Source organism: Pseudomonas putida (genome assembly GCA_041879295.1).
GTDB lineage: Bacteria > Pseudomonadota > Gammaproteobacteria > Pseudomonadales > Pseudomonadaceae > Aquipseudomonas > Aquipseudomonas putida_Y.
On record CP047152.1, the window covers coordinates 803988 to 818630 of the forward strand.

A 14643-nucleotide genomic window follows, 5' to 3' on the forward strand; every position below is an offset into this window, starting at 1 on the left:
ATCGTGCCCCCTCAGTTAGCCGAGGCTTCTGTGGTAGCGGCGAAGCCGTCTACCAAATTCACATTCTTGGCCTCAACCGCGTTGACAGCGATGCCGCTGCGAACACGTTGAACACCTTCGGTAATGATCCGCTCTCCCTCGGTCACGCCGTTGCTGATCAACCAAGCATTGCCCACGGTTCGGAGGGTCTGAATCTCACGGGACTCGACGGTGTTGTCAGCCTTCACGACCCAGACGCTTGGCACACCTCTCGTATCGCGGCTGATGGCTTGTTGCGGTACCAAGATTGCGGCGTTTTGCACGCCCTCTTTCAGCAGAGCATGCACAAACATGCCTGGTAGCAGCTTGCGATTAGGATTGGGAAATTCGGCGCGAAGGGTCACAGAACCTGTTGTGGGATCAACGCTCACCTCGGAAAACTTCAGAGTTCCTGGCAGTGGATAAGCACTTCCGTCATCCAGCGTCAGGCTGACTTCAGCCTGGTTCTCGCCTGTCTTTTGAAGGCGGCCTGACTCCAGCGCCTTTTGCAGACCAAGAAGCTTTGTGATTGGCTGAGTGACGTCGACATAAATGGGGTCCAGCTGCGTGACGGTGGCGAGCGACTGAGCTTGGCCATTGGTAACGAGCGCCCCCTCGGTGACCGTCGAGCGACCAATGCGCCCGGAGATTGGGGAAAGCACCCGTGTGTATTGAACGTCGATGCGAGCCACCTGGTAATCGGCTTCTGCTTGTTTCCATGCGGCAAGCGCATCGTCGTACTGCTGCTTGCTGACTGCCTTGGTCTTCAACAGCGTTTCATAGCGACGAGCCAGGTTTTGTGCGCTAGTTCGATTCGCTTCTGCACGACGCAACTGCGCTTCGTACGTCCGTGGGTCAATCTGATAAAGCTGCTGACCCAGCTTGACTTCAGCGCCTTCAACAAACGACCGCTTCTGAAGAATCCCCGAAACCTGTGGGCGGACTTCCGCTACACGGAATGCCGAAGTCCGGCCAGGCAAGTCAGTTGTCAGGGTCAGAGCTTGTGCACGCACGGTGTACACGCCCACGTCCGGTGGTGGAGTTGCAGAGCTAACCTGTTCTTTCTCACCACATCCCGAAATTAGCATCAGCGCAGTTAAGGGGATTACCCGTAATGCACGCGGGGATCGTATCTGTCTCACGGTTTGGCTCCATCTCTCTGCCCGCATGACGGGGGCTATTGCTGAATCGTAATGCGGTAGAGTGTACCATTATGTGATACTCTTGACGCAAGCAAGCCTGAGCCGCGGTTGGTCGAGGTTTACCGATTGAGGCGTTCGCGATGTGTGGCTGGCTAGCGGAGGCCGAGAGCTCTACAGTGGCGGCCAATGTGATAGGACGCAGCCGTACGCGCAGAGGAAAGATATGAACCAATCAGATGAAAATATTGGCAAGGCCGGGGGCATCCAGGTCATCGCCAGAGCAGCCTCGATCATGCGAGCGCTTGGCAGTCATCCGCACGGCTTGAGCTTGGCGGCCATTGCGCAACTGGTTGGGCTGCCTCGCTCCACCGTTCAGAGAATCATCAACGCTCTGGAAGAAGAGTTCCTAGTCGAGGCTTTAGGGCCTGCCGGAGGTTTTCGACTTGGCCCTGCGCTTGGCCAGCTAATCAATCAGGCGCAAACAGACATTCTTTCTTTGGTGAAACCGTACTTGCGCTCGCTGGCTGAGGAGCTGGACGAGTCGGTCTGTCTGGCTTCTCTGGCCGGAGATAAAATCTACGTGCTTGACCGTATCGTGTCAGAGCGAGAGCTGCGGGTAGTGTTTCCGATTGGTATTAACGTACCCGCCGCAGCGACGGCGGCCGGCAAAGTCCTCTTGGCAGCATTACCTGACGAAACCCTACAAGCCGCGCTTGGCGAGCAGCTGCCAGTATTCACCTCCAACACCCTAGGACGAAAGGCGCTTGTCAAACAACTGAGCGAAGTGCGGCAGAGTGGCGTTGCCAGCGATCTGGACGAGCACATTGATGGCGTGTGCTCATTCGCAACGCTTTTGGATACCTACCTCGGGTATTACTCCCTCGCGGTCGTAATGCCGAGTTCCAGAGCGAGCAAGCAGTCAGACTTGATCAAAAAAGCTCTGCTGCAGAGCAAGCTGAACATAGAGCGTGCTATCGGCCGCGCGTCGAAGAAAGCTCCCTAGATAAGATGGCCAGAAAGACGGCAGCTGAGGCGAAGGAGACAAGACAGCGCATTATTGATGCGGCGCTTGAGGTGTTTGTTGCCCAGGGTGTTCCCGACGCGACCCTAGATCAGATAGCTCGGAAGGCAGGCGTCACGCGTGGTGCTGTCTACTGGCATTTTAACGGGAAGCTGGAAGTGCTCCAGGCGGTGCTGGCATCTCGGCAGCATCCCCTCGAATTGGACTTTACTCCTGACTTAGGTATTGAGCGTTCTTGGGAGGCGGTGGTTGTCGCCATGCTGGACGCCGTGCATAGCCCCCAGTCAAAGCAGTTCTCGGAGATCTTGATTTACCAAGGGCTTGATGAGTCGGGCCTGATCCATAATCGAATGGTGCAAGCGAGCGATCGGTTCCTGCAGTACATTCGCCAAGTTCTTCGGCATGCGGTTACCCAAGGGGAATTGCCCATAAATCTGGATCTTCACACCTCAATCGGCGTCTTCAAAGGACTGATCACCGGACTGCTCTATGAGGGATTACGAAGCAAGGACCAGCAGACTCAGATAATCAAAGTTGCGCTGGGATCGTTTTTGGCTTTGCTCAGGGAGCCTCCTCGCTTCTTGTTGTGCGAGGAGGCTCAGATTAAGCAAGCCAAACCCTTCGAGTGAGGGGATGACGCGTCGGTTATATAGCCAGCGCTCGTTCCCGAAGCTCGCTGTTGAGGATGCGGTCGTTCTCGCTATAGTCGACAGGGCAGTCAATCACGTGCACGCCAGGGTTGACGATACAGTGGTCAAGCAGCGGCAACAAGGCGTCAGCGCTTTCTACTCGATAGCCGTGGGCACCGTAGGCTTCGGCATACTTGCCTTCACGGGCCAGATGATCGCCCCAGAAATACAGGCTGTCGATGCCGTCCGGGTTGATCAAAAGCGCCTGCCTGAGTAGTTCATCGGCCTTTTGCGCATCGCCGAAACCGATCGGCCAGCCGGGCACGCGATCATACAGCGCAGCCAGGCTGGTGTAGGCCGAACCCTGCAGGGCATCGGGGTCGAGTTGCAGGGCTTTTTCCAGATCAGTGCGCGACTGCTTGGCCTTGCTCAAGGCACCGAGGCCGCCCTGGGCACCGGCCCAGCTGCTGGTGACTATGCCTTTCCAGATCCACGCCTCGGCAGCTTACGGCTCGGCTGTGGTGAACGCTTCGGCCTGCTCGGCCAGCTTCTCGAACTCGGCGACCTTGCGCTCTTGCGGGGTGTCGTACTGGATCTGCGCCCAGCGTTGCTGGATGGCCTGCAACTGCTGGGTGCCGGCGGCATCCAGCGCCCAGGCGCCGGTGTGAATGCTCAGGGCTGCCAGGGCAACGGCGAGGTGAGTCAGGGTTCTTTTCATTGGGGGGGCGTCTTGGAGGAATGGGTGAAGCGGGGAATGGTCGGCAGCTGCTTGCGGATCGCCCGGTCGACCAGGCCTGGCAGCAGGCCGTTGAGTCGCACCAGCAGTTTTTCCGGCCAGCCCAGGTACAGCTCGGCGAGGTTGCGCTCGATGGCGCTCGTTACCGGCGACTCGACCAGGTAGGTGCCGGTCGAGTCACTGGCTTTCAGCTTGTGCAGTCGCATGGTCTGCTCCTTGGTGGTGATCAATCCATGGGGTATGGCACTTGGCTTGCGCCTCCAGCCTCTCGGCCAGGCTGTTTTTCGCAGATCGCTGGGGAGGGTTGGCGGCTGGGGATTGGCTTTCCTCGACGGGTAGAACTCCTCGACAATGGTGCTGGCGTCTTCCTCGCTGTCCTCGAACGCGCCATTGGCGAAGCCACGCTGCGCGGCTTCATCCAGCGCGGCTTGATCGAAGCCTGTCGCTTGTCGCTGCGCATCGAGCTCACTGGCGGCCTGCAGCGCCTCGGCCATGTCCATGCCGCCGCGTACTGTCAGGTCGACGTAGAAGATTGGCGTCCCATGGCTTTGGCGGGTGGACTTGCCACGCAGGCGCAATTCCAGCGGCAGACATGCCAGGCGGTTGCCGGAGATGGCCTGGAAGTAATGCAGCCGGGCGGCGAGGGTGCGGATGCTGTTGAAACCGGTGGTACGAAACACAAAGCTACCAAGCGGATCCTCATCGCCAATGACCACGTTCAGCCGTCCGTAGGGCCTGCAGGCATTACCCTTGGCCAACGGGCAAGCATCTGGCGAAGGGCAGGGCAACGACTGTATCCCGTCTTTTGTGATGCGCTTGCAGGTCTCACCGTTGCCCACGCACAGCGGTCGTCCGGACTGCCGATCAAACAGCGTGTAGTCGGCACGAAAGTTCAGTTCAGGCTCGTTGAACAGCAGGCGCATCGGGATGCTGCGCAGCTTATCGTCCTTACCCTGACGCAGCCCGTCGTTGAGCGGGTGCAGCAGCCAGCCGTCCTTGTCTTGTACCTGGGAGGTGATGGTGAACTGGTCATCCTTCTCCGGCAGGCGCTTGCCGTTCTTCTCGATGACCTTGCCGATGGAAATCCGCCCGAGCACTGGGGGCGTCAGGGCTAAGCCTTTCAGCATGGTGGTTCTCCTGGAAATGAAAAAAGGCCAGCCACGCAGCGCGAACTGCATGGATTGGCCAAGGGGAAGGGAGTGAGGGAAGTGAAAATCAGCCGACCAAGAAGCGCCGCGCACCGGGCTTCAGCTGTGGGTACCTGGCCTGCAGGTAGGGCTTGTCCCGGAGCAACTGAGCGACATCGAGGCCAACACTGTCCTTGGCTTTGCGCCAAATGACGTAGCCGCTGGTGAACTCCGCCCGACTGGCGTCGCCCATTGCCTGCTGCAGCAACTGCTTGAGTTCCGCCTCGCGCTTTTCCTTATCGGCAATCGACTGGCGAACGACCTTGAACTCCAGGAAGGTAGCGGTCAGTTCGGCATGGCTTCTGAAGTCGACGACTTCGCCGTTGTCCTGGGGATACAGGCAACGCAGCGCCAATTCAGCCGAAGCACTGCCATCAGCCGGTGGAGGTGTATCAGTTTCGACGTACCGCCAGAATGTGCGCTCCAGCTCGATCAGGCGTGCGATCATCTGCTCGTCCCGTTCGATGCGATGAATCTCCAGCGTCTGGCCACCGAGCAGCACCGCCACGTCCGCAGCCTGCTTGCCAGTGACGGCGAGCTGGTGCATCACCTGAAGCTCGACATACTCGGGGATGCCTTCCTTCCAGAGACGTGCCCCGTTTATGCCGGCGGTCTTGCATTCGAGGATCTGCACGTCGTCGGCTCCGATCACCTCGCGGTCGATGTTGGCCAGCATCCAGGGCAGCTCGAGATCCGGGTGTTGCAGCACGGCATTGATGCGCCGCACCTTGTTCTTGGTGCGCTTGCTGTAGTGCCAGGCCACGATGGGTTCCAGAACGTTGCCCCAGTACATCGGGCTTTCCTCATCCTGGGGATCGGCCTTGGGCATGCCGGCATCGCGACCGGTCTTCTCCAGCCACAGCTCCAGCTGTGATTTGTAGGGATTCAGGCCGACCGCAGCGGCGGCATCCGAACTGCCGATGCCTTGCTTGCGGATCTGCAGCCAGTCCTCGCGCGGCAGCTCCTTGGTGCTTACCAAGCGCAGAGCCGGACGAGGCTTGCTGATGTTGCGATTCAATGAAGTGGCTTTCATAGCATTCACCTTGCAGAAATAGAAACGCCCGACCTGCAACGAAGCGGGTCGGGCGTTATGGGGTGGGGTTGGTAAAAGGTCAGGCAACCAGTTGCAGGGCTGTATCCAAGGCGCGTTGCTTGATCTGGGCGCCTTGGCCGAACCATGCAGAGTCGAGGCGATACTCCGTGCTGCGTGCCCGGCGCTCGTGATCGACGTACTCGGTCACGGCGTTGAGCAGGCCCCAGGCGGTGCCGCGTGCCGAGTCCAGCAGGCTACCGCGACCACGACCTTCGTATAGCTCCTGGACTTTGCGCAGGGCGCGCTCGTTCGGTAATACCTCCGGCATTGCACCGGTTGGGCTGGTTTCGCAGAGCACAGACATGAAGAATCCCAAAGCCTCATGCCACTGCACCTTGCGCTCGGCCAGCGCGCGCATGCGGTACATAAAATCGTCCCATTGGGAGACGGCGATGCCGAGTTGCTTCTTCACCACTTTGGGATCGAAGCGGGTGTTATGCGGCACTTTGATCGCGCGGCTGGTGCCGTCCAGGGCGATGGTCAGAGTGTTGTTGCACACCACCCGCACAGTGGTCGGCGTTGCCGTGGTGGCCAGGGTACCGTCACAGGACGTGGCCAGCAGCAGGTAGCCGTTGACCTGGTCGTTGCCCTTGAGCGCAGCGCCTTGCCCGGTACGTGCCAGCGCCCAGAACTTGCGACCGCCCTTGAGTACGCCAGCCGTCTCCAGCTCATAGCCGGAGACCTCGGTCAGATCCCGGTAGAACTCCAGCACTTCGCGCGGCTGCACGGTGTGATAGCGCTGGGAGACCACCGACAGCGGTGCCTTGGTGTCCGAACGGAACAGCACCTTCTGCTCCGGGAAGGAGTGGATCGCGCCCAGATGGCCGACGGCATCCGACTTGAAATGCACGGGGCTCTCCAGGATCTGCCAGTCCATGCCGGCTTCGCGTTGCCAGACTTCGATGGGTTGCTTCTGCGTGAGCTGATTGCCCAGGCCATGCCACGGGGTAGCGCCAGCGTAGGCCATGGTTTCGATGAGATGTGCCATGTGAGTTATTCCTTTAGGTACAAATCGGTATAAAGCGCTGAGCGAGGCGCAGCACCGACTAGATGAATGAATGGGAATAGCGCTGGATCAGGTCGGCAGGTTGAAGCGATGACCGCAGAGCAGGCAGAGGTTGTGGGCCAGAACGTGGCGGTCGAGCGACTCGCCGAGTTGAGCGCCGAGCGCGCATCCACCGACGCCACCTGCCAGACCGCCGAGGATGGCGCCCGACACTGAGCCGAGCGTGATACCGACCGGCCCGGCGAGCGCGCCGATGGCTGCGCCGGCCTGCCCACCGGTCCAGGCTGCGCTGACGCCACGCGCAACACCGCCTACGGTGCCAATAGCTGCACCGACTTTCATGGCGTGATGGAAGGAAGCGATTTTGGGGGAGTTACAGCGAGGGCACTGCAATGACATGGTGAGAACCTCATTGGTAGGAATGTCACTGCTGTTATGTAGGGCTGAGTTTTTTTCGAATCGAATGGCCGCTTTTCAGCAGCTTACTAAGGCGTATTGAGCTACAGTCGGCCAAGAGGGCGGTCTCAGTGACCAAGTGCAACACCCGAGGTAAGGTGCTGCATGACTACTCACTACACCCACTTGACCATCGAAGAGCGCGTAACGCTAATGATCATGCGTATGCAAGGCGCCTCGCTGCGAGCCATCGCCCAAGTTCTTGGGCGCCAACCCAGCACGCTGAGTCGAGAGGTGCGGCGCCAGTCGCAGCCTGGGCACTATGACGCCAGCACTGCCGGTGCTCGAGCCCGTGCCCTCAGACACGTCCCGAGGCGCAGCAAGCTTCTTGCCCCTGGTTCTGAACTGTTCCAGGTCGTACACAGCATGTTAGCCAAGGGCTGGTCTCCTCAGCAAATTGCCGCCAGACTCAAGGACTACTGGCCTGATAATCCTGAGCGGCATGTGAGTCACGAAACGATCTACCTGACAATCTATGCATACCCACGCGGCGAGCTTAAGCGTCAACTCATTGGTTACCTGCGCCAGGGCGGCAGCAAGCGGCGTACTCGCAGCACTGCGCCAGCTCGGCGCGAGCGCTATCCAGCTGAACAGAATATTCGCTACCGGCCTGAAGAGGTCGAAGGTCGACAAGTGCCAGGTCATTGGGAAAGCGACCTGATCATGGGCGCGAACAATCGCTCGGCAGTAGCGACGATGGTCGAGCGCACGAGCCGTTTCGTGATCCTGGCCAAGTTGGATGCGCCCACCGCAGACGCCGCGCTAGAGGGGATGACGCGAGAACTTTCGCGGATGGCACCGGCGCTGCTGAAAACCATGACCCATGACCAAGGCAGCGAGATGGCCAAGCATCAAGAGCTGACAGCTCGTACGGGAATGAAGATCTACTTCGCTGACCCGCACAGCCCTTGGCAAAGAGGCAGCAACGAGAACACGAACGGCCTGCTCCGGCAGTACTTACCCAAGGGCACCGATTTGTCGCTGGTTAGCCAGGAGCGGCTGGACGAGATTGCCGACTTGCTCAACACCCGACCTCGTCAGACATTGGGCTGGAAATTCCCTGTTGAAGTGTTGACGGATCATCTGCAACTGCTGGCAACCAATCGGCTCAACATTATCAACTGACTGTTGCACTTGGAACCTGAGGCCGCCAGGCCTATCAGCAGGTCAGAACCAACCGGGGAGCTGCTGGAATCGACGATGAGACCATTGCCGATTTTGAGCGGAACCTGCCGAAGAATCTTTACAAGCTATGGAATCGAATGTCGTCGGGGTCTTATTTCCCGCCGCCGGTCAAGGTTGTTGAGATACCGAAGGCATCGGGGGGTATACGCAGGCTGGGAGTGCCTACGGTCAGCGACCGTATCGCACAAACTGTAGTCAAACTCCTCATCGAGCCGAAGCTGGATGCGCTTTTCCATCCGGACTCATATGGATACCGACCAGGGCGTTCAGCCAAACAGGCCATAGCGATCACACGCGAGCGCTGCTGGCGATACGACTGGGTGGTGGAGTTTGATATCAAGGCGGCTTTTGATCACATTGATCATGAACTGCTGATGAAAGCGGTGCGAACCCATATCAAAGAGGACTGGATACTGCTGTACATCGAACGATGGCTGGTTGCTCCGTTCGAGGCAGCAGATGGCGTTCGCATTCAACGCGAACGTGGCACCCCGCAAGGCGGCGTGATCAGTCCCATGCTGATGAATCTGTTCATGCATTACACCTTTGACGCTTGGATGCAACGAAACAGCCCAAACTGTCCTTTTGCCCGGTACGCCGATGATGCGGTAGTGCATTGTCGTAGCGAGAGGCAGGCAGAACACGTGATGCGTTCAATCGCTTCACGTCTAGCAGTTTGTGGTCTCACGATGCATCCCGAGAAATCGAAAATCGTGTACTGCAAGGACAGCAATCGACGCGCGGAGTATCCGCATGTGAGCTTTACCTTCCTTGGTTTCACTTTTAGACCCAGGAAGGCAATCGGCCAACAGAACAACCTTTTCACCAGCTTCCTGCCGGGAGTCAGTGCGCAAGCGTTGAAGCGGATGCGGCGAGCAGTGCGCGAGTGGCGGGTCAACCGCCAAACTCACGTGACGCTGGCTGCTGTGGCTCGGCTTTACAACCCAGTGATACAAGGTTGGTGGCAGTACTATGGCGCGTTCTATCGGACGGCCATGCTTGGCATCTTTCGACATATCGATAGCGCACTCAAGCGTTGGGCCGGTCGTAAGTACAAAATACTTCACGGGCGCAAGCGGCGCATATCTCAATGGTTGGACACGGTGCAGACGGCTGCCCCTCGACTGTTTTATCACTGGCAAGTAACCGAGCAACAGGTTGGATAACGGGAGCCGTATGACGCGAGAGTGTCACGTACGGTTCTGCGAGCGGCTACGGGGGCAGTTCCTGTGGCCGACTCACCACTTCGGCATGAAGGCTCACATCGGCGCGGATGCCGAGTCAGGTCTGGTGCACAGCGTGGTGGGGACGGCAGCCAACGTTGCTGACGTTACCCAGGTCGACAAACTGCTGCATGGAAAGGAAAACAGGGTCGGCGCCGACGCGGGTTACACCGGCGTAGAGAAACGCCCGGAACATGAAGGCCGGGAGGTGATCTGGCAGATTGCGGCCCGCCGCAGTACGTACAAGAAGCTGAGTAAGCGCAGTGCGCTGTACAAAGCCAAGCGCAAGATCGAGAAATCCAAGGCCCAGGTGCGCGCCAAAGTCGAGCACCCGTTCCGGGTGATCAAGCGCCAATTCGGCTACGTGAAGACACGCTTGCGTGGCCTGGCGAAGAACACCGCGCAGTTGGTGACACTGTTCGCGCTGTCGAACCTGTGGATGGCGCGCCGACATTTGCTGACGAATGCAGGAGAGGTGCGTCTGTAATGCGGGAAATGGCCGGCGCGAGGTGCTCGCGCCGGCTATAAATCCGGAAAGAGGGGATGATTTGATCGTTTTTTAGCCGAATTACCGTTTTGAAATCGGCAAGGGCTGGAGTCAGCCAGAAATACCTGACTACTTCAGACCATCCCTAAAGCTTGCGTGGATCTGATAATCCTTGGCTGGCTCTAGGATAAGGGTAGACCTGGTTTTGCAATGATAAGGACTGGATGAAGGAAAAAAAGTCGTTTTAATGATTCTGCGAGTCAGTTTTAAACTGTCTTGATTGCCGTGTATTTTTAGGCGGATTCACCGCGAATCACATGCCATGATACCGCAAGGGTCTAGGCACTCAGCTAACAATTAAAAAGGTGATTTATGATTAATGAGACGTACCCAGATACTCAACTTTTCATCAATGGAGAGTGGCGTGATGCTGAAGGTCGATCAACTATTGATGTTGTTAGCCCCGCAACCGGTTTGAGAATTGGTACCGTTGCCCATGCGTCTGAAGGTGACCTTGTACAAGCTGTTAATGCGGCACAGGCTGGATTCGATGTCTGGCGTAATGTACCTGCATACGAGCGATCTGCCATCATGCGCAAAGCCGCTTCCATCATTCGGGAGCGGGCCGAAACGATCGCCCGGTACATGACTCAAGAGCAGGGCAAACCATTGCTGGAGTCGCGTATCGAAGTCAACTCTGCGGCAGATATCATTGAGTGGTTTGCCGAGGAAGGTCGTCGCGTTTATGGTCGTGTAGTTCCTCCTCGCAATATCAACGCTAGCCAAATTGTCGTAAAGGAGCCAGTTGGCCCGGTAGCAGCCTTTACGCCATGGAATTTCCCGGTTAACCAGGTGGTTCGTAAGCTCTGTGCTGCATTGGCAACAGGTTGCTCTTTCGTGGTGAAGGCTCCTGAAGAGACCCCGCGTTCACCAGCCGAACTGATTCGTGCATTTGCCGACGCAGGTGTACCAAAGGGAGTTATCGGTCTGGTGTACGGTAACCCCGACCAGATCTCCAAATACCTTATCGCGCACCCAGTGATCCGCAAAATCACCTTCACCGGTTCCACTGCGATCGGTAAACAGTTGGCTGCCCTGGCTGGCCTGCACATGAAGCGGGCGACGATGGAGCTGGGTGGACACGCACCAGTGATCATCGCCGAGGATGCCGATTTGGAGTTAGCTATCCAGGTGGCAAGCGCCTCTAAATTCCGGAACGCCGGTCAGGTGTGCATCTCCCCGACACGATTCTTGGTGCATAACAGCATCAAAGATGCCTTTGTGAAAGGCATGGTCGCATACGCTGAAGGCCTCAAAATCGGTAATGGCCTCGAAGATGGAGTTAACTATGGGCCTCTAGCGAATGCTCGTCGAGTAGAGGCAATCGCAGGTTTGGTTGAAGACGCACGTAAATCGGGCGCGACGGTAGCGACTGGTGGTGAGCGAATCGGCTCGACAGGCAACTTCTTCGCCCCAACTGTTCTAGCAGATGTTCCGTTGGATGCTGAAGTGCTTTCTCAAGAACCGTTTGGTCCGATCGCAGCTGTACGTGGATTCGATCATATTGAGGAAGCGATAGCTGAGGCCAACCGTCTCCCATTCGGCCTGGGCGGTTATGCTTTCACGCGTTCATATCGCAACGTTCACCTTCTTACCCAAACTCTCCAAGTGGGCATGCTCTGGATCAACCAGCCTTCGACTCCGGTTCCTGAAATGCCGTTTGGCGGTGTTAAAGACTCGGGCTACGGCTCGGAAGGTGGCCCAGAGGCTCTTGAGCCGTACCTGGTCACCAAGTCGGTCACCGTAATGACCGCCTGAGACCTCACGTCTTCCTAAGGCGGCGTGTGTTGGGGGCTCGATTGTGAGCCTCCAATGCAGTCCAGGCTTGTATCTCTCTGAATCGCCCCTGGTTTCCTAGACACTCTCCAAGCTCAGGAAATAGCGTTTCTCATACTCTATTGGAGACAGCTGCATAGCACTGCTGTGTCGGCGTTTAGGGTTATAGAACATTTCGATGTAATCGAAAATATCACTTCGGGCTTCTTCACGGGTTGTGTAGATCTTTCGTCGGATGCGCTCCCGCTTCAAAAGTTGGAAAAAGCTCTCGGCTACGGCATTGTCGTGGCAGTTTCCCCGCCGACTCATGCTGCTGATTACATTGTTAGCCTTCAAGAAGCTTTGCCAATCTGAGCTACTGAACTGACTACCTTGATCTGAGTGAATCATCACTTGCTGCTGTGGCTTGCGTCGCCACACAGCCATCAACATTGCGTCGATAGCCAGGTCGCTGCACATCCTTGGCTTCATTGACCAACCAATTACTTGGCGTGAGAACAGATCCAGCACTACCGCTAGATAGAGCCATCCTTCATAGGTGCGGATGTAAGTGATATCTGTCACCCAGACCTTGTTCGGCTCACTGACCTTGAACTGCCGCGCGAGGTGGTTGGGCGAGGCCACTGTTGGTTTTCCACCGTAAAACCCTGGACGCCGCCGATCGCCCGTTTGCGAACGCAGCCCCTCCGCCTGCATCAAGCGCCCGACTCGATTTCGTCCGCATTCCTCTCCCAGCTCACGTAGGTCATCGTGAATTTTGCGGTAGCCGTATACACCTCCGCTTTCTAGCCAAGCGTGCTTGATCAAGCCAAGCAGACGTTGATCTTCTTTTGCTCGGGCAGATTGAGGCTCGGCCAGCCAGGCGTAGTAGCCGCTGGGGTGCACCTTGAGGGTTTGGCAAAGGCGCCGCACCGGGTAATCAGTCGAGTGCTTCTTGATGAAGGCGTACTTCAGCCGCACTCCTTGGCAAAGTACGCGGCGGCCTTTTTTAAGATGTCTCGCTCTTCCGTCACGCGCTTGAGTTCAGCGCGTAGCTTGCGCAGTTCGGCCTGCTGATCGTCGTCTTGCTGACGCTGCTCTTGGGGCTTGCTGTAGACCTTGATCCAGGCGTAAAGACTGTGCACGGACATGCCCAGGCGCTGGGCGACATCGGCGACAGGTTTGCCTTTCTCGGTCACTTGCTTGACCGCTTCGATCTTGAATTCTTCGGGGTAACGCTGACGACTCATGGCACCTCCTATTTGGGCCTCATTATGAGGCTTGGAGGTGTCTACGAAACCAGGGGCGATTCAGTTGAACCACGTGAGCATTGCATATTCGAATGCCTTAGATGAGATTTTTAGGGGAGAAATCTAGGATGAGCATTAGCATTGTGACTTGGACATTGGGGCTCACTGCGGCTCAGGACGTGATCAACAAAGCGCAAGCACTGGGCTTGGACGGCATTCAATACGCTGGTGATCATAGAGACGTCGATCCGATTCAGCTTCGAAACAGCGCCATCCAGTCAGGGTTAGAAGTCATCGCCGTCGACCCATTCAATGCTGGGCCTACTGACCCGAGCACTGCCAGTGCAGCCGGAGCTGTCGCCTACTACAAACGCGTGATCGATTTTGCCGAGATTCTCGGGACGGTGCCGGTTACGCTTCAAGGCCTCTCGCTGTGGACGAAGAACTGTGACAACAGGAACGATGCCAAGGATCAACTCCTAACCTGTTGCGAGGCGGTTAACCGATACGCTCATGAACGCGGCGTCCGAACGCTTTACGAGGTATGCAACCATTACGAAGTACCCCTGATACACACCGCTCAGGAGTGCCGGGAGCTTATCGAAGCTGTCGGTGAGGGAAACATGGGCATGATCTTGGACAGCTTTCACATGAACATCAATGAGCAGGATCCCTTGCAGGCTATACGGGCCAATTTGGACTTACTCGAGATCTATCACATCTCCGATTCAGGCCGAGGCGGAATTGGAACCGGACACATCAATTTCAGGACGCATCACCGGACGCTCCTAGAGGGTGGCTTTGCTGGCCATGTGGCGATTGAGCCAGTGCTCGCTCACCTCACCCCGAGTAATTCTCCGAGATTCGCAGACGACCAGGCTCAACTGGACGCGCAGATTTACCATAGCGCCTCGTGCTGGAGGAGTTACTCGAATGATCTTCCTGAGTGATACAGCCAAGTTTTCCATTGCTGCTGCCTAAAGAGTGATCACATGAGCAACTACGCCGTGACTCCTGACGGGCGATACTTTGTGGTCAAAGGTCGACTGTGGCGCTGCAGCGATCCGTCGCTTTCCGAGGATGAGCGAGGTCGATTGGTTAAGGAGTTGATGAACGCCCGGCGCGCAGTTAAGAAATCCAAGTCTTCCGGAGACGCCACTGAGCTTCGTGTCGCAAGGGAGCTTGTCAATGACGCCAAGGTAAAGCTCGGTGAACGAGGGGCGCCATGGTGGAAGGACGGTAGCCCGGACTACAACCGAAAAATGGTTGTAAATACGCCCTACGCAGACTGGTATGCCTCGCTCGACGATCAATGTCGAGGTTCGTCAGCGCTACCACAGGGCTGAGATCGCACAGCCAGGCTGGTGACTCCACAGGCTTGCTCCTGTTAGTGAC

At 57.3% G+C, this 14643-nt stretch carries 12 protein-coding genes and 4 pseudogenes; 8 read left to right on the top strand and 8 right to left on the bottom strand.

The window, feature by feature from the left end:
- Nucleotides 1-11 precede the first annotated feature (11 nt).
- Nucleotides 12-1160, bottom strand: a complete 1149-nt coding sequence (srpA, locus tag GST84_03735; GenBank protein ID XGB11512.1) for a solvent efflux RND transporter periplasmic adaptor subunit SrpA — start codon at nt 1158-1160, stop codon at nt 12-14.
- Between the two features lie 223 nt (nt 1161-1383).
- Here srpA and srpS point away from each other — a divergent pair, with 223 nt between their 5' ends.
- Both srpS and srpR read left to right on the top strand, forming a co-directional pair.
- Nucleotides 1384-2163, top strand: a complete 780-nt coding sequence (gene srpS, locus GST84_03740; GenBank protein XGB11513.1) for a solvent efflux transporter transcriptional repressor SrpS — start codon at nt 1384-1386, stop codon at nt 2161-2163.
- Between the two features lie 5 nt (nt 2164-2168).
- On the top strand, nt 2169-2810 hold the full coding sequence (srpR, locus tag GST84_03745; protein XGB11514.1) for a solvent efflux transporter antirepressor SrpR: 642 nt from the start codon (nt 2169-2171) through the stop codon (nt 2808-2810).
- 181 nt (nt 2811-2991) lie between these two features.
- Here the strand turns inward: srpR and GST84_03750 are convergent.
- The 6 genes and pseudogenes from GST84_03750 to GST84_03775 all read right to left on the bottom strand — a co-directional run bounded on the left by GST84_03750 (nt 2992) and on the right by GST84_03775 (nt 7231).
- Nucleotides 2992-3528 (bottom strand): annotated as a pseudogene (locus tag GST84_03750) (hypothetical protein).
- Entirely contained in the window at nt 3525-3752 is a 228-nt protein-coding gene (locus tag GST84_03755; GenBank protein ID XGB11515.1) for a hypothetical protein, read from the bottom strand. Before GST84_03755 ends, GST84_03750 begins: the two are co-directional and overlap by 4 nt.
- A pseudogene (locus GST84_03760) lies at nt 3724-4673 on the bottom strand (hydrolase or metal-binding protein). The gene GST84_03755 and the pseudogene GST84_03760 overlap by 29 nt, the downstream one beginning before the upstream one ends.
- Before the next feature lie 88 nt (nt 4674-4761).
- A complete protein-coding gene (locus GST84_03765; protein XGB11516.1) occupies nt 4762-5766 on the bottom strand; it encodes an alkaline phosphatase in 1005 nt (334 codons plus the stop codon).
- Between the two features lie 79 nt (nt 5767-5845).
- Nucleotides 5846-6814: a DUF932 domain-containing protein gene (locus GST84_03770; GenBank protein ID XGB11517.1), complete on the bottom strand. Its 969-nt coding sequence runs from the start codon at nt 6812-6814 to the stop codon at nt 5846-5848.
- A gap of 87 nt (nt 6815-6901) precedes the next feature.
- The gene (locus tag GST84_03775; GenBank protein XGB11518.1) at nt 6902-7231 is read right to left on the bottom strand and encodes a hypothetical protein; all 330 of its coding nucleotides are present in this window, start codon (nt 7229-7231) and stop codon (nt 6902-6904) included.
- A 162-nt stretch (nt 7232-7393) separates the two neighbouring features.
- Here GST84_03775 and GST84_03780 point away from each other — a divergent pair, with 162 nt between their 5' ends.
- From GST84_03780 to GST84_03795, 4 genes and pseudogenes are all read left to right on the top strand, one after another.
- Entirely contained in the window at nt 7394-8413 is a 1020-nt protein-coding gene (locus GST84_03780; GenBank protein ID XGB11519.1) for an IS30 family transposase, read from the top strand.
- A gap of 26 nt (nt 8414-8439) precedes the next feature.
- A pseudogene (gene ltrA, locus GST84_03785) lies at nt 8440-9639 on the top strand (group II intron reverse transcriptase/maturase).
- Nucleotides 9640-9712: 73 nt separating this feature from the next.
- A pseudogene (locus tag GST84_03790) lies at nt 9713-10183 on the top strand (IS5 family transposase).
- Nucleotides 10184-10555: 372 nt separating this feature from the next.
- Nucleotides 10556-12001: an aldehyde dehydrogenase family protein gene (locus GST84_03795; GenBank protein ID XGB11520.1), complete on the top strand. Its 1446-nt coding sequence runs from the start codon at nt 10556-10558 to the stop codon at nt 11999-12001.
- A 96-nt stretch (nt 12002-12097) separates the two neighbouring features.
- Here the strand turns inward: GST84_03795 and GST84_03800 are convergent.
- A protein-coding gene (locus tag GST84_03800) for an IS3 family transposase (GenBank protein ID XGB11521.1) occupies nt 12098-13248 on the bottom strand; the annotation gives its coding sequence in 2 pieces (ribosomal slippage) (nt 12098-13014 and nt 13014-13248; 1152 coding nt in all).
- 128 nt (nt 13249-13376) lie between these two features.
- On the opposite strand from GST84_03800, the gene GST84_03805 reads away from it, so the two are divergent.
- Together GST84_03805 and GST84_03810 are read left to right on the top strand one after the other, a co-directional pair.
- Entirely contained in the window at nt 13377-14198 is an 822-nt protein-coding gene (locus GST84_03805; GenBank protein ID XGB11522.1) for a TIM barrel protein, read from the top strand.
- Nucleotides 14199-14240: 42 nt separating this feature from the next.
- Nucleotides 14241-14594 carry a hypothetical protein gene (locus GST84_03810; GenBank protein XGB11523.1) on the top strand — a complete coding sequence of 118 codons (354 nt, stop codon included), beginning with the start codon at nt 14241-14243 and terminating at the stop codon, nt 14592-14594.
- Nucleotides 14595-14643: the final 49 nt, after the last annotated feature.

Excerpts from the sequence above, each read along its gene's own strand:
- srpS (XGB11513.1), top strand. The coding sequence starts at position 1,384 with ATGAACCAATCAGATGAAAATATTGGCAAGGCCGGGGGCATCCAGGTC.
- srpR (XGB11514.1), top strand. The coding sequence starts at position 2,169 with ATGGCCAGAAAGACGGCAGCTGAGGCGAAGGAGACAAGACAGCGCATT.
- GST84_03755 (XGB11515.1), bottom strand. The coding sequence starts at position 3,752 with ATGCGACTGCACAAGCTGAAAGCCAGTGACTCGACCGGCACCTACCTG.
- GST84_03765 (XGB11516.1), bottom strand. The coding sequence starts at position 5,766 with ATGAAAGCCACTTCATTGAATCGCAACATCAGCAAGCCTCGTCCGGCT.
- GST84_03770 (XGB11517.1), bottom strand. The coding sequence starts at position 6,814 with ATGGCACATCTCATCGAAACCATGGCCTACGCTGGCGCTACCCCGTGG.
- GST84_03775 (XGB11518.1), bottom strand. The coding sequence starts at position 7,231 with ATGTCATTGCAGTGCCCTCGCTGTAACTCCCCCAAAATCGCTTCCTTC.
- GST84_03780 (XGB11519.1), top strand. The coding sequence starts at position 7,394 with ATGACTACTCACTACACCCACTTGACCATCGAAGAGCGCGTAACGCTA.
- GST84_03795 (XGB11520.1), top strand. The coding sequence starts at position 10,556 with ATGATTAATGAGACGTACCCAGATACTCAACTTTTCATCAATGGAGAG.
- GST84_03805 (XGB11522.1), top strand. The coding sequence starts at position 13,377 with ATGAGCATTAGCATTGTGACTTGGACATTGGGGCTCACTGCGGCTCAG.
- GST84_03810 (XGB11523.1), top strand. The coding sequence starts at position 14,241 with ATGAGCAACTACGCCGTGACTCCTGACGGGCGATACTTTGTGGTCAAA.